Origin of the sequence: Mesorhizobium sp. C120A, assembly GCF_030323105.1 — a bacterium.
Lineage (GTDB): Bacteria > Pseudomonadota > Alphaproteobacteria > Rhizobiales > Rhizobiaceae > Mesorhizobium.
The window spans coordinates 5,096,342-5,110,063 of sequence record NZ_CP100476.1 but is presented as its reverse complement, the minus strand read 5'-3'; the positions used below and the strand labels follow the sequence as shown (position 1 = coordinate 5,110,063).

General features: G+C 62.4%; 17 protein-coding genes. 12 read left to right on the top strand and 5 right to left on the bottom strand.

Annotated features, from left to right (window positions below; translation table 11 throughout):
- Nucleotides 1–24: 24 nt before the first annotated feature.
- From NL532_RS25140 to NL532_RS25130, 3 genes are all read left to right on the top strand, one after another.
- On the top strand, nucleotides 25–1,356 hold the full coding sequence (locus NL532_RS25140) for a dihydroorotase (RefSeq protein WP_023829046.1): 1,332 nt from the start codon (nucleotides 25–27) through the stop codon (nucleotides 1,354–1,356).
- A 54-nt stretch (nucleotides 1,357–1,410) separates the two neighbouring features.
- Complete coding sequence (locus NL532_RS25135) at nucleotides 1,411–1,638, top strand: hypothetical protein (protein ID WP_027049982.1); 228 nt, start codon at nucleotides 1,411–1,413, stop codon at nucleotides 1,636–1,638.
- Between the two features lie 62 nt (nucleotides 1,639–1,700).
- A complete protein-coding gene (locus tag NL532_RS25130) occupies nucleotides 1,701–2,429 on the top strand; it encodes a nucleotidyl transferase AbiEii/AbiGii toxin family protein (protein WP_023684480.1) in 729 nt (242 codons plus the stop codon).
- A gap of 21 nt (nucleotides 2,430–2,450) precedes the next feature.
- On the opposite strand, the gene NL532_RS25125 is transcribed toward NL532_RS25130, so the two are convergent.
- The 4 genes from NL532_RS25125 to NL532_RS25110 all read right to left on the bottom strand — a co-directional run bounded on the left by NL532_RS25125 (nucleotide 2,451) and on the right by NL532_RS25110 (nucleotide 4,800).
- Nucleotides 2,451–3,254: a hypothetical protein gene (locus tag NL532_RS25125; protein WP_023829045.1), complete on the bottom strand. Its 804-nt coding sequence runs from the start codon at nucleotides 3,252–3,254 to the stop codon at nucleotides 2,451–2,453.
- Between the two features lie 106 nt (nucleotides 3,255–3,360).
- Complete coding sequence (locus NL532_RS25120; RefSeq protein WP_023673564.1) at nucleotides 3,361–3,618, bottom strand: hypothetical protein; 258 nt, start codon at nucleotides 3,616–3,618, stop codon at nucleotides 3,361–3,363.
- Between the two features lie 328 nt (nucleotides 3,619–3,946).
- The gene (locus NL532_RS25115) at nucleotides 3,947–4,324 is read right to left on the bottom strand and encodes a TIGR02301 family protein (RefSeq protein WP_023692875.1); all 378 of its coding nucleotides are present in this window, start codon (nucleotides 4,322–4,324) and stop codon (nucleotides 3,947–3,949) included.
- 68 nt (nucleotides 4,325–4,392) lie between these two features.
- Nucleotides 4,393–4,800, bottom strand: a complete 408-nt coding sequence (locus NL532_RS25110; RefSeq protein WP_031203100.1) for an NUDIX hydrolase — start codon at nucleotides 4,798–4,800, stop codon at nucleotides 4,393–4,395.
- A gap of 123 nt (nucleotides 4,801–4,923) precedes the next feature.
- Between NL532_RS25110 and NL532_RS25105 the strand changes: the two genes are divergently transcribed.
- Nucleotides 4,924–5,682: an SOS response-associated peptidase gene (locus NL532_RS25105; RefSeq protein ID WP_023829044.1), complete on the top strand. Its 759-nt coding sequence runs from the start codon at nucleotides 4,924–4,926 to the stop codon at nucleotides 5,680–5,682.
- Between the two features lie 165 nt (nucleotides 5,683–5,847).
- Here NL532_RS25105 and NL532_RS25100 read toward each other — a convergent pair whose 3' ends face one another.
- On the bottom strand, nucleotides 5,848–6,003 hold the full coding sequence (locus NL532_RS25100) for a hypothetical protein (RefSeq protein WP_023673568.1): 156 nt from the start codon (nucleotides 6,001–6,003) through the stop codon (nucleotides 5,848–5,850).
- A gap of 390 nt (nucleotides 6,004–6,393) precedes the next feature.
- On the opposite strand from NL532_RS25100, the gene cysS reads away from it, so the two are divergent.
- The 8 genes from cysS to rarD all read left to right on the top strand — a co-directional run bounded on the left by cysS (nucleotide 6,394) and on the right by rarD (nucleotide 13,720).
- On the top strand, nucleotides 6,394–7,827 hold the full coding sequence (gene cysS, locus NL532_RS25095) for a cysteine--tRNA ligase (protein WP_023829043.1): 1,434 nt from the start codon (nucleotides 6,394–6,396) through the stop codon (nucleotides 7,825–7,827).
- A 283-nt stretch (nucleotides 7,828–8,110) separates the two neighbouring features.
- Nucleotides 8,111–8,515, top strand: coding sequence for an endonuclease domain-containing protein (locus NL532_RS25090; RefSeq protein WP_023829042.1), 405 nt, complete (start codon nucleotides 8,111–8,113; stop codon nucleotides 8,513–8,515).
- On the top strand, nucleotides 8,512–8,898 hold the full coding sequence (locus tag NL532_RS25085) for a VOC family protein (protein WP_023673572.1): 387 nt from the start codon (nucleotides 8,512–8,514) through the stop codon (nucleotides 8,896–8,898). Before NL532_RS25090 ends, NL532_RS25085 begins: the two co-directional genes overlap by 4 nt.
- A 22-nt stretch (nucleotides 8,899–8,920) precedes the next feature.
- A complete protein-coding gene (locus NL532_RS25080) occupies nucleotides 8,921–9,418 on the top strand; it encodes a GFA family protein (protein WP_023829041.1) in 498 nt (165 codons plus the stop codon).
- Nucleotides 9,408–9,884 (top strand): GFA family protein, encoded by a 477-nt coding sequence (locus NL532_RS25075; protein WP_023673574.1) that lies wholly within the window; start codon nucleotides 9,408–9,410, stop codon nucleotides 9,882–9,884. The genes NL532_RS25080 and NL532_RS25075 overlap by 11 nt, the downstream gene beginning before the upstream one ends.
- Before the next feature lie 8 nt (nucleotides 9,885–9,892).
- Nucleotides 9,893–10,849 (top strand): prolyl aminopeptidase, encoded by a 957-nt coding sequence (gene pip / locus NL532_RS25070; RefSeq protein ID WP_023829040.1) that lies wholly within the window; start codon nucleotides 9,893–9,895, stop codon nucleotides 10,847–10,849.
- Between the two features lie 185 nt (nucleotides 10,850–11,034).
- Entirely contained in the window at nucleotides 11,035–12,651 is a 1,617-nt protein-coding gene (cimA, locus tag NL532_RS25065; protein ID WP_023684468.1) for a citramalate synthase, read from the top strand.
- Nucleotides 12,652–12,790: 139 nt separating this feature from the next.
- Nucleotides 12,791–13,720 carry an EamA family transporter RarD gene (gene rarD, locus NL532_RS25060; protein WP_023673577.1) on the top strand — a complete coding sequence of 310 codons (930 nt, stop codon included), beginning with the start codon at nucleotides 12,791–12,793 and terminating at the stop codon, nucleotides 13,718–13,720.
- The last annotated feature ends 2 nt before the right edge of the window (nucleotides 13,721–13,722 follow it).

Here is a 13,722-nt window from a genome sequence, read left to right as displayed (position 1 = left end):
CCCCCCGCAAGAGACCGAACGCCCATGGCCACCACCTACGACCTCATCCTGACAGGCGGCACGGTGGTCAACCATGATGGCGAGGGCGCGCGCGATGTCGGCGTCAAGGGTGGTCGCATCGTCGCAATGGGCGATCTTCGCCAAGCTTCGGCCGGCAAAGCGATCGACTGTCGCGGGCTGCACGTCCTGCCCGGCGTCGTTGACAGCCAGGTGCATTTTCGCGAGCCGGGGCTGGAGCACAAGGAAGATCTCGAGAGTGGATCGCGCGCCGCTGTTCTGGGCGGGGTCACCGCCGTCTTCGAAATGCCCAACACCAATCCGCTGACCACCAGCGAGGCGGCGCTTGCCGACAAGGTGCGCCGCGCCACCAGCCGGATGCATTGCGACTTCGCCTTCTGGGTTGGCGGCACACGCGAGAATGCCAATGATGTCGGTGAGCTCGAGCGGCTGCCGGGTGCTGCCGGGATAAAGGTGTTCATGGGCTCGTCCACCGGCGACCTGCTGGTCGAGGACGACGAGGGTGTCGCATCGATCCTGCGCAACACCCGCCGCCGAGCCGCCTTTCACTCGGAGGACGAGTTCCGGCTGCGCGAGCGCCTCGGCTTGCGCGTCGAGGGCGACCCGTCCTCACACCCCGTCTGGCGCGACGAGATCGCGGCCTTGCGCTGCACCGAGCGGCTGGTGCGCATCGCGCGCAGCACCCGCGCCCGCATCCATGTCCTGCACATCTCCACTGCCGAAGAAATCGTGTTCCTCGAACAGCACAAGGATGTCGCCACCTGCGAGGCGACGCCGCACCATTTGACGCTCACCGCCGACGACTATGCGCGGCTGGGCACGCTGATCCAGATGAATCCGCCGGTTCGCGCGGCCCGCCATCGCGACGGCGTCTGGCACGGCATTGCGCAAGGCATTGTCGATGTGCTCGGCTCCGACCACGCCCCCCACACGCTGGCCGAAAAGGCAAAGCCCTATCCGGCCTCACCGTCTGGCATGACCGGGGTGCAGACGCTGGTGCCGATCATGCTCGACCACGTCAATTCAGGCCGGCTGACCCTGCAGCGCTTCGTCGACCTCTCCAGCCATGGCCCACAGCGCATCTTCGGCATGGCCCGGAAAGGCCGCATCGCCGCAGGCTATGACGCCGATTTCACCATTGTCGACCTCCAGCGGCGCGAGACCATCACCAATGCGCAAGCCGGCTCCAAGGCCGGCTGGACGCCCTATGACGGCAAGGAAGTCACCGGCTGGCCGATCGGCACCATTGTGCGCGGTCGTCGCGTGATGTGGGAAGGCGAGATCGTCACGCCCGGGCAGGGCAGGCCGGTAGAGTTTTCCGAGGCGCTGCCGGCTTAGCGGTTTCTTGCTGCGTTGGATTTTTTAAGCGCTATCCACTACGTTAAGGGCATTATGAACGCAGATATCGCGCCCATGATTGTCCCTGCGGAGTTTCCGGAGCTCCAGGCGCTCGCCTGGAACCGCGATGCGGCACGCCCGATTCCGGCCGAAGAGGCATTTGCGCTGTATGAGCGTAATTGGCGGTTTGTCGATCAAAAGCGTCTTACTGTGCGTGAGAAGATGCTTATCCAAAGTTTGGCAGACAAATTCGGTCACGGCGTGCTCTTGACCGCCGGCTGATTTCCCTCACCTGATCGTTCCTCGCAGCCGGAATATCAACAGGACACACCGCGAGCGTCATGATGGAATTCAAGAGGCCCGAGCACCAGATCATTGCCGAAGCGCTCGGATTGATGGATCGCCATTTCCTGACCGCAAACCAGTGCTGGTTCGGCGGTGGCACTGCGATCGTTATGAAATTCGGGGAATATCGCCGCTCACTGGATGTGGACTTCCTGTGTGCCGACAGTGATGGCTATCGCGAATTGCGGACCTCCGCAGCCGAACGTGGCGTCAGAGCATTCTTTCCTGAGCCGGTCGAGGCTGTTCGGGACTTCCAGATCGATCAATATGGCTTGCGGACGATCGTGCGGTTGAAAGGCCAAACGATCAAGTTTGAAGTCATCCGCGAAGGCCGCATAAAACTGCGAGGCCATTTCGACGACGATCTGAATGTATCCGCCCTGGTCCCGGCGGATATGTTTGCCGAGAAGTTGCTGGCGAACGCGGATCGATGTCAGGACCGTGCAATTGCATATCGCGATGCCATCGATCTTGGAGTGCTGGTTGGCATCTATAAGGAAATCCCGAGCGACGCTGTTGGCAAGGCGAAGGCGGCCTATGGCGTGGATATCGAGCGCAAGGTGGCTTGGGTGGTAAACAGGCTGCGGGACAAGGAAGAATTGCGGCATGCCGCCGAGGTGCTGCAAATGGATCCCAACGCGGCGGTCGAAGCGATTTCGGCCCTTCGAAATGAAGGTATCCGCATATGGCCTGACACAGGCCTCGAGCTTTCTAGCCCTAGCCAGTAGCCATCCCAGGGGAATCGCCGTTCAATCCCCGGCGACGAAGAATGTCCACTGCCCGGCCGGCGTGATGCCGACGCGGTAGAAGATGTAGGCGCCGAACTGCTTCATGTCGTCATAGTCGCCGGCGGTGACGATCTTGAACAGTTCGACCCGCTGCCTGGCGTTGAGCTTGTCCAGCGGCAGGGCGAAGAAATATGGCCAGACATAGAGTTCCTGCGGTGTGCCGACGTCTACATGGACATAGCCGGCATTGAGCACCTCTTCCAGGATAGCGAGGATTTCCTGACCTTCCTTGTCGCCCGATAGCTCTTTCAGGAAGGCGATCGGGTCGCCCTCGATTTCGCCCAGCGACAATTGGGTCATGGTGTCGCCCTTGCCGATCAGCGGCCGCAGCTTCTCGATGTCGCCGCTTACGCAGGCCTCGACCATCAGATCGCGCATGCGCCTGACGGGCTCGGGCAATTTGGAAAGGTCATAGACGACTTCGGGCACCGGCGCTTCTGGATCGGCACGCGGGTTGGCCACGCCGCCATCGTTGGCGGGGGCTTCCGGTTGGCTTTGTTCGGGCTCCGTGGGCGATTTCGGCTGGCTAGCGGCCGGTGGCGCCGTGCCGGGCAGATCGGGCATTGGCACTGAATTTTCAGACGGCGCCGTCTCACCATTGGCTGGTGGCCCGGCTGGAGCTGGAAGCTCCTCGCGCTTGATCTCGCTCAGCGCATAGGCAGGGTTGCTGGTCAGGACAAGCGCCAGCGGAACCGCGGCGCAGGAAGCGGCAAGCCAGATGCTGAGGACCACGCCGCGAGGCCGGCCTGACATCGAAAAATTCACCGCTTGCCTCTCCTCGGGCCTAGGCTCTTCAGGCATGATGCCCAAACGACTCGCCGTCGTCAAAGAACCGGTAAGCTGGCAGTGCACCCTCTGAGACGCGCGACGCCTAGTGCCGAAACCGCTCCGGCTCGAAGGCGCCGGCGATCACCTTTTCACGCATGCGATCGAGCAGGGCAAGGGCCGAGGTTTCGCCATTGGCTCGCAGCATCTCGCCGAACGCGGTTTCAAGCGCTGCCTCGGCGATGATTTCAGGTTCTATGCCGGCCGACAGACCTTCCGCCCAGGCCTCGCTATGGCTTTCCACCGCGGTCAGGCGCTTTTCTTCCCTGACCAGCGCGTCGATGTCGTTGACGCCATGTTCCATTTGCGATGTCCACCTTTTCAAGCGGCGGTCCGACGGGTCGGATCCGGCTTGGGCTGCCCCTATCTCACGCAGGCTAAGTAAGTATCTGTAAATACGACGTTTTTTTGATCGTCTTTACAAACTTCGTCGCCTGCGTTCGGTCCGATTCAAACTTAGCCGATTAGACCGGTGAGCGGGATGAAAACCTTCAGTTTGAGTTAATTCCGCATTCGCGCGCTAACGTTTCGTTAATACTGTTGCGCAAGTGCAACACCAAGATTGCATCAACGTGCCGTGGATACAAGGCGGGTGCTCGAAAAGGCGTTGGCTAAACGCCGTCTGGCGCTCGTCAGTTGCCGTAACGCGAGGCGATGTCGCGCGACAGCGTCTCGCCTTCCTTCATGTAGCGGCTGATGGCTTCGGTCGCTGACGGCGTGCATTGGGTATAGGTGCCGCCGAAGGAACGGTAACCGCGGTTGAAGCTGGCGATGAAGCGGGCACGCCGCTCCGGATCGGGATTTTCCGAATCGATCAGCTTTTCCATCTCGGTGCGCCACTGGTCGCCCTTTTCGCCGCACAGATTGCGCAGGAAATGCAGCGACCCCAGCACCTCGGCCAGTCGCATCAGCCCGGGCTCGAACGGCGACTCGGCGGCCAGCGCAGGCTGCACGGCAAAAGCCGTGGCGGTGGCGATGCATGCGGCAAGGAACAGCGAGGTGCGGGTCATAAGTCTATCTGACGAAACATTTTGTCGCCTGCAAGGCGATTCTCGGAGCGGGCAGATATGGGCCTGCTTCAGGCCAAAAGCTCTTCAGCCACCTCCATGACGTCACCCGCGAGCGGCAGCGTCGCCATTTCATCAAGACTATAGAAGGCGGCGGTCTCGGCATCGTCGCTGGCCGTCGCTTCGCCGCCGGCATAAACGGCGCCGAACACGGTCAGCAGATAGTCGACCGGGTGATTCTCGCCGCTGCCGTCGATGTGGATGTCGCGAAGCGGACGATAGTCCTGCGCCCGCAGCCCGGTTTCCTCCAGCAATTCGCGCACTGCTGCTTCTTGCAGCGTCTCGCCGGGCTCGACCTTGCCGCCGGGAAAGGCATAAAGCCCCTGCGACGGCGGCCGCGCCCGTTTGACCAGCAGCACCGTCCTGCCGCGCACGACGGCGACCGAGACTGCGGGAAGTATCTTGCGCTGCTCGTTCATCAATATCGATTCGCTTATGTGAGGCCCACCCTGTGGACCGGCTGGCAGCGAGCAGCTTTAGCGGTTGCGCAGCGCCGGTTCCATCGCCACGTTCGCGATCGGATCAATTCATCGAGCTTGCCAATGTGCGGACGCTTTGCCCTGACCGCGACGCCCGACCAGACCGCCGCCTTGCTCGGCCTGGCGGAGCTGGACGATTTTCCGGCCCGCTACAACATCGCGCCGACGCAGCCGGTGCTGATGGCGCTGTCGGGACCGCCGCGCATGCCGGGCTCGAATTTCCCGGATCGCCAGGCGATGCTGGTGCGCTGGGGGCTGATCCCCACCTGGGTCAAGGACACCAGGGAATTTCCGTTGCTCATCAACGCGCGTTCGGAAGGCGCTATTGAAAAAGCCTCGTTCAGAGCCGCCATGCGCCATCGCCGTGCCTTGGTGCCGGCCTCCGGCTTCTATGAGTGGCAGCAATCCGGGAGCGGCAAGAAGGGCCAGCCCTACTGGATACGGCCGAGGCATGGCGGGTTGATCGCCTTTGCCGGGCTGATCGAAACCTATGCCGAGCCGGGCGGTTCGGAAATGGACACCGGCGCTATTCTTACCGTCAACGCCAATGCCGGCACCGCCCATATCCATGACCGGATGCCGGTGGTGATCGCGCCTGAAGATTTTGCCCGCTGGCTGGACTGCCGCACGCTCGAACCGCGCGATGTGGCCGACCTGCTCAAGCCCGCGCTGCCCGATTTCTTCGAGGCAATTCCGGTCTCCGACCTCGTCAACAAGGTCGCCAACATCGGGCCCGAGATACAGGACATGGGCATCGTCGAGCCCGACAAGGTCAGGCGCCAGAAGCCCGGCGCGGACGACAGTCAGATGACGCTGTTTTAGAGCGCGCTCCCAAGAAGCCATGTCCGGTCTTCGGGAAGAACCTGCTCAATAGCCGGTCTTCGGGAAGAACCTGCTCAATAGGAAGAGCTGTTGTTTTCAGGCGCGCTATGGGGCCTCAGCCTTCCGTTCCGGCGCACGCCTTGTCGGCGGCGGCACGATGCCTGTTCAGGCAGCGCGGGGCGAAGTGATTTTCGGCGCCGGCTTTTTATTCTTCGCGGTGTGGAGAAGGGCGGCGACGATCGCGGCCGGGCCGATCGCACGATAGTGGTTGGCGAGCGCCGGTTGCTTGGCGCGGCTCGATTCCTGCTTGGTTCGTGACATCGATCTCTTCCCTGGTAACATTTCCGTGTCTGCGTTTGCCGGCCGAATCTGACCGAATCGTGACCTATGGTGGACTAGCCGGCGAATGTTTCATGACTGTGCCGACATGTTTAATAAAATGTTTCAGCGGCTCCTGACCTATGATCCAGCGACGCTTTTGCCGGAAGTTGCGACTTGACGGCAACACCGGCCAAGGCGATAAAGCCGCCGATGAAAACGTTTTCCGCCATTTGTGGCATTTGCATTATTGGCTAGCTTCGCGCTGGTCCGGACGTTTTCGCCTCATCTTTCCCCAGAGTGGACAAACGCCCCGGCCAGCAGGCTGGAGCCGATTTGTGCCTTGGCACAGGTTAGACTCCATCCAGAACTTAACGGGCCGGAAGGGCACGCATGTCTGACGCATCGAAGGGTCTCAGCCTCTACAACACGCTAACGCGGACGAAGGACGTGTTCCTCCCGATCGACCCGTCGAATGTGCGCATGTATGTCTGCGGCCCGACCGTCTACGACTTTGCCCACATCGGCAATGCGCGTCCGGCGATCGTCTTCGACGTGCTGTTCCGTTTGCTGCGTCACCTCTATGGCGAGGCTGGTGTCACGTATGTGCGCAACATCACGGATGTCGACGACAAGATAAACGCCCGCGCGCTGCGCGATTTCGGCGCCGAGATCGCGTCGGGAAGCCTGACGCTCAACGAGGCGATCCGCCGCGTCACCGAAAAAACCGCCGATCAGTACCACAAGGATGTCGCCGCACTCGGCTGCTTGCCGCCGACGGTCGAGCCACGCGCCACCGAGTTCGTCGCGCGCCGCGCCGACGGCAAGGTTGACATGATCACCCTTATCGAACGTTTGATCGAACGCGGCCACGCCTATGTCGCCGCCGGCGAAGTGCTGTTCGACACCGCCTCGATGCCGGATTATGGCGAGCTGTCGAAGCGCAATCTCGACGAACAGCAGGCCGGTGCGCGAATTGCCGTCGACGCTCACAAGAGGAGCCCGGGGAATTTCGTGCTGTGGAAATTGTCGTCACCGGAGGAGCCCGGCTGGGACAGCCCATGGGGCAGGGGCCGGCCCGGTTGGCATATCGAGTGCTCGGCCATGTCGGCCGCCTATCTCGGCGACGTCTTCGACATCCATGGCGGCGGCCTCGACCTGATCTTCCCGCACCATGAGAACGAGATCGCCCAGTCGCGTTGCGCCCACGGCACCGACGTCATGGCCAATGTCTGGATGCACAACGGCTTCCTGCAGGTCGAGGGCCAGAAAATGTCGAAGAGCGTCGGCAATTTCTACGCCATCGCCGAACTGCTGGAAACCGACACTTTCGGCGGCCGCAAATGGCCGGGCGAGGTGCTGCGGCTGGCGATGCTGATGACGCATTACCGCGAGCCGATCGATTTTTCCGTACGCAAGCTGGAAGAGGCCGAGAATACGCTGCGCAAATGGAAGCGCGCCGCCGATCTCTCCCCGTCGGCAGGGCAAGTTCCGGCGGAGGTTGTGGCGGCGCTGTCTGACGACCTCGCCACCTATGCCGCCTTCCAGCAGCTCACGCAGCTTGCCGGTGAGGCCGCGGAGGGCAACGAAGCGGCCGCATCGCTGAAGGCATCGCTGTTGTTCCTCGGCTTCGATATCGGCGCGGCCAAGGTCGACGAGGCAGCGATCGCCAAGGCGATCGCCAAGCGCTTGGAACTGATTGCAGCGAAAAACTGGGCCGAGGCCGACCGCATCCGCGACGAGCTTCTGGAGCAAGGCGTGCAGCTGAAGGACGGCAAGGATCCTGTCACCAACGAACGCGTGACGACGTGGGAGGTGAAGCGGTGAGGGTGGCGCTAGGCACCGTTGTAAGTTTGGCGAAGGCGGCAGCGACAGCCAATCTCCCCCCTTGCGGGGGAGATGTCCGGCAGGACAGAGGGGGGTTCGAAGGAACGCCAGCGTTCCTTCTTGCCCACTTTCATTTCGGCCACTTTCTGAGAACGCAATGGCTGCCGGTTGAGACGCTGGCGGGACAGCACCGCCCTCTGTCCTGCCGGACATCTCCCCCGCAAGGGGGGAGATCAGCCCTCGCCTTGGTTTTCGCTAATCGCCAGCGCGGAGTGGCCTGAGCATGGGTCACGACCTCGTTCCATCGCGTCAGCGCAAGAATGCAAAGTCCATGCGTCGCGTCATGACCGATGCCGAGCTGAAACTGTGGAATGAGTTGCGGGCTCACCGGCTGATGGGGATGAGCTTTCGCCGACAGGTACCGATTGGACCCTACATTGTCGACTTCGCCTGTTCGGCCCACCACCTCGTAGTCGAGGTTGATGGCAGTCAGCATGCCGACGTAGAAGATGCAGAACGCGACAAGGCACGCAGCGCTCAATTGAGTGCCAGTGGCTGGAACATCCTGCGCTTCTGGAAGGACGACGTCATCCGCGATATCGACAATGCCTGCCAGCACATCGTCATCGGGGCCGGCTTGGCCGGCGCCGACGTGCCGGCGCCAGCAAGGGAGGAGCTTGTTTCATGATCGACCATCTCGGCATCAATGTCGCCGACTTCGACGCGTCGAAAGCCTTTTATGACCAGGCGATAGCGCCGCTTGGCGCTTCGCTGATCTACATGGTGCCACTGGAATATACCGGCGGCGCCAAGGTCGGTGGCTATGGCCGCGACCGGCCGGTGTTCTGGCTGCAGGCCAGCGATGACAAGCCGAGGACCCATCAGCACGTCGCCTTCACCGCGCGCAGCCGCGCCGAGGTCGACGCCTTCCATGCCGCGGCGCTCGCCGCCGGCGGCAAGGACAATGGCGGGCCGGGGCTGCGCCCGCATTATCACCCGGACTATTACGGCGCCTTCGTCTTGGATCCCGACGGCAACAATGTCGAGGCCGTCTGCCATGCGCCCGAATGACTATGAAACGGAGTGAGACGCCATGAGCCTCGACAACCGGCCGATCTACACCGGTGGCTGCCAGTGCGGCGCGGTGCGCTTTCGCGTCGAGGGTGCGCTGGGTGACGCCTCGATCTGCCATTGCCGCATGTGCCAGAAGGCGTTCGGCTCATTTTACGCGCCCCTGGTCTCGGTGCGTGGCGCCAAACTCGACTGGACGCGCGGCGAACCGAAATATTTCGCCTCGTCCAGCCATGTCGATCGTGGCTTTTGCGCCAATTGCGGCACGCCGCTGACCTTTACCGCGCCCGACGGCATCGGCCTCGCCATCGGCGCCTTCGACAATCCGGCTGATATCGTGCCGCTGATCCAGTGGGGCACGGAGGCAAAACTTCCCTATGTCGATACCATCCCGCAATTGCCGGGCGAGGACACTATGGCCGACATGTCGTCGGCGCCTTATCTCGCCGAGCTCGTCTCCTACCAGCATCCCGACCATGACACCGAACAATGGCCGCCAGAGAAAAGTTATGACCGATGAAGTTCGAACCGGCGGCTGCCAGTGCGGTGCCGTGCGTTTCCGCATCAAGGGCAAGCTCGGCCGGGCGTCCATCTGCCATTGCCGCATGTGCCAGAAACAGTTCGGTTCGTTTTTCGGCGCGCTGGTGACAGTGCTCAAGGATGGCGTCGAATGGATGCGCGAAGAGCCCACCTATTTCCAGTCGTCGGTCAACATCGATCGCGGCTTCTGTGCCCGCTGCGGTACACCGCTGACCTATCGCCAACCTGGCGCACTGGAGATCGCCATCGGCGCCTTCGACGACCGCTCCGATCTGGCGCCGCAGATCCAGGTCAACTACGCGGTCCGATTGCCTTGGGTGGAAACGATCTTTGACCAGCCCATGCATCAGGATCCGGATTTCTACTCCCGCCAGGAGCAGATCATCTCCTTCCAGCATCCCGACCACGAAACCACGGACTGGCCCGCGCACGGCCTGAAGATATGAGCAATGAAATGAACAGTGAACTTCGTACTCTTTATCCAGAGATCGAGGCGTTCGAGTCCGGCATGCTCGATGTCGGCGACGGCCATCATATCTACTGGGAGCGCTCCGGAACCAGGGGCGCCAAGCCGGCCGTTTTCCTGCATGGCGGTCCCGGCGGCGGCTTCTCGCCAAAACATCGGCAATTGTTCGACCCGAAGCTTTACGACGTCATCCTGTTCGACCAGCGCGGCTCCGGGAAATCGACACCCAACGCCTCGCTCGAGGCCAACACCACCTGGCACCTGGTTGCCGACATCGAGCGGCTGCGTGAGATGTGCGGCTTCGAAAAATGGCTGGTGTTCGGCGGCTCGTGGGGCTCGACGCTGGCGCTGGCCTATGCCGAGACGCATCCTAATCGCGTCAGCGAGCTTGTCGTGCGCGGCATCTACACGCTGACCCGCGCCGAACTCGAATGGTACTATCAGTTCGGCGTCTCCGAAATGTTCCCCGACAAATGGGAGCGTTTCCAAGCGCCGATCCCTGAAGCCGAGCGCGGCGACATGATGGCCGCTTACCGCAAACGGCTTGTTGGCTCCGACCGCAATGCGCAGATGGAAGCCGCGCTTGCCTGGAGCCTGTGGGAAGGTGAGACGATCACGCTGCTACCGGAGCCGGAGACCAGCGACAAGTTCGGCGAGGACGACTTCGCCATCGCCTTTGCCCGCATCGAGAACCACTATTTCGTCCACGCCGGCTGGCTGGAGGAGGGGCAGCTTCTGCGCGATGCGCATAAGCTCGCGGATATTCCCGGCACAATCGTCCACGGCCGCTACGACATGCCGTGCCCGGCGCGCTATGCCTGGGCCCTGCACAAGGCCTGGCCGAAGGCGGATTTCCACCTCATCGAAGGCGCCGGCCATGCCTATTCGGAGCCGGGGATTCTGGATCGGCTGATACGCGCGACGGATGGGTTTGCGGGGAAATGACAGCGCGCGGCACCCCCCTCTGTCCTGCCGGACATCTCCCCCTCAAGGGGGAGATTGCCTGTCATCGGGCCTTTCGCAAATCTCCGTCGCTGCGGGAAAAGATCCGACGCTAAAGCTGCCGATCTCCCCCTTGAGGGGGAGATGGCCGGCAGGCCAGAGGGGGGTGCTCGCGCGCCAACAGAACAATGACCAAACAACGCCTCTATCTCTTCGACACAACCCTCCGCGATGGCCAGCAGACGCCGGGCATCGACTTTTCCGTCGAGGACAAGATCGCGATTGCCAAGCTGCTCGATGAGTTCGGCATGGACTATGTCGAAGGCGGCTATCCCGGCGCCAATCCGACCGACACCGCCTTCTTCCAGCAGAAGCGCACGGCGAAGGCAAAGTTCGTCGCCTTCGGCATGACCAAGCGGGCAGGCGTGTCGGCGTCCAACGACCCGGGCCTGGCAGCGCTCGTGCAGTCCAAGTCCGACGCCATCTGCTTCGTCGCCAAGAGCTGGGACTATCATGTCCGCGTCGCGCTCGGCTGCACCAATGAGGAAAACCTCGACTCGATCAACGCGTCGGTCGAAGCAGCTGTTGCCGCCGGCAAGGAAGCGATGGTCGATTGCGAGCATTTCTTCGACGGCTTCAAGGCCAATCCGGACTACGCACTGGCCTGCGCCAGGACCGCCTATGATGCCGGCGCGCGCTGGGTGGTGTTGTGCGACACCAATGGTGGCACGCAGCCCTCGGAAGTGCGCGCCATCGTCGACAAGGTCATTGTTTCAGGTATTCCGGGCGGCCATCTCGGCATCCATGCCCATGACGACACCGGCCAGGCGGTGGCCAATTCGCTCGCCGCCGTCGAGGCCGGCGTGCGCCAGATCCAAGGCACGCTGAACGGCATCGGCGAGCGCTGCGGCAACGCCAATCTGGTCTCGATCGTACCGACGCTGGCGCTGAAGCCGGCCTTCGCCGATCGGTTTGAAACCGGCATCTCGGCCGAGGCGCTGACCGGGATATCCCGGCTTTCCCGCGCCTTCGACGAATTGCTGAACCGTGCTCCGGAAGCGCAGGCGCCCTATGTCGGCGCCTCAGCCTTCGCCACCAAGGCCGGCATCCATGCCTCCGCACTGGCCAAGGAGCCGGCGACCTATGAACATGTGCCGCCCGAGGCGGTAGGCAACCGCCGCCGCGTTATGGTTTCGGACCAGGGCGGCAAGGCCAATTTCCTCGCCGAGCTGAAGCGGCGCGGCATCGATGTGCCCAGAGACGACCATCGTCTCGATGCGCTGATCTCGGTGGTCAAGGAGCGCGAGGCCGAGGGCTACGCCTATGAGGGCGCCGATGCCTCCTTCGAGCTGTTGGCGCGCAAAATGCTGCACGGCCTGCCGGAGTTCTTCAACGTCACTTCGTTCCGCTGCATGGTCGAGCGCCGCTTCGATGCCAACGGCCAGTTGAAGACGGTCTCCGAAGCCATCGTCAAGGTGATGGTCGAGGGCGAGGAGAAGATGTCGGTGGCCGAAGGCCACGGCCCGGTCAACGCGCTCGACATCGCGTTGCGCAAGGACCTCGGCAAATTCCAGAGCGAGATCGCCGACATGGAGCTCGCCGATTTCAAGGTGCGTATCCTCAATGGCGGCACCGAGGCGATCACTCGCGTCCTGATCGAATCGCATGACGGCACCGGCGCACGCTGGTGGACGGTCGGCGTGTCGGAAAACATAATCGACGCCTCCTTCCAGGCGCTGATGGATTCGATCGTCTACAAGCTGATGAAGAACCGCGACATGGCGGGATTGGTGGCGGCGGAGTAGGGTTGCAAGACGTGGGTTTCCTCGCCCCCCGAAGTGGGGCGAGGAACTGGCGCCGCCCCTTGAGCCATCAGCGGAAGTCCATTGATCCATCATAATTTTGCGATGGTTTTGGATGGCCCACTGGGCCATAGCGTTTGCCATGGCCAGCGACACGATCCAGCCCGACGCCGACTCCAAAGCCCGCAGCGGCTTTCTCCTCGCGCTCGGCGCTTATCTGCTATGGGGCCTGTTGCCCTTCTACATGAAGGCGGTTGCGCATCTGCCGCTGATCGAGGTGATCGCCCACCGCATCGTCTGGTCGGTGCCGATTGCTGCTGCAGTGCTGGTCTGGGCCGGCCGCACAGCCGATTTCAAGGCGGCGATCCGCTCGCCGCGCAGCATCGCCATGGCGGCGCTGACGGCGACCCTGATCTCCGTCAACTGGGCCATCTATGTCTGGGCGATCTCGGTCGACCGCACCGTCGAGACCGCGCTCGGATACTACATCAACCCATTAGTTAGCATCGTCGTCGGCGCGTTGTTGCTCGGCGAGAAGCTCGACCGGCTGCAGATCGCGGCCGTGTTGCTGGCGGCGGTCGCAGTTGCCGTTCTGACCGTCGATGCCGGCAAATTGCCTTGGGTGTCGTTGGCGCTGGCGTTTTCCTTCGCTGCCTATGGGTTCTTCCGCAAAACGCTGCCGATCGGCCCGAGCCAGGGCTTTCTGCTCGAAGTGCTTTTGCTGTCGGTGCCGGCGCTTGCCTACATCGTCTTCCTGGTCGTCAACGGCCAGGACCATTTCATCTCCAGCAACGGCACCGATATGGCTTTGCTCATCGGCTGCGGCCCAGTCACCTCGGTGCCGCTGCTTCTGTTCGCCTTCGGCGCCAAGCTTCTGCGCCTCTCCACCATCGGCATCATGCAGTACATCGCACCGACCATGGTGTTCCTGATAGCCGTGCTGATTTTCGACGAGCCGTTCGGCACCACGCAAGCAATTGCCTTCGCGCTGATCTGGGCGGCATTGGCGATGTATTCCTGGTCGATGTTTCGTGGCCGTGAAATCCGCCCGGTGGCGTTGGCCCCGAAGTAGGG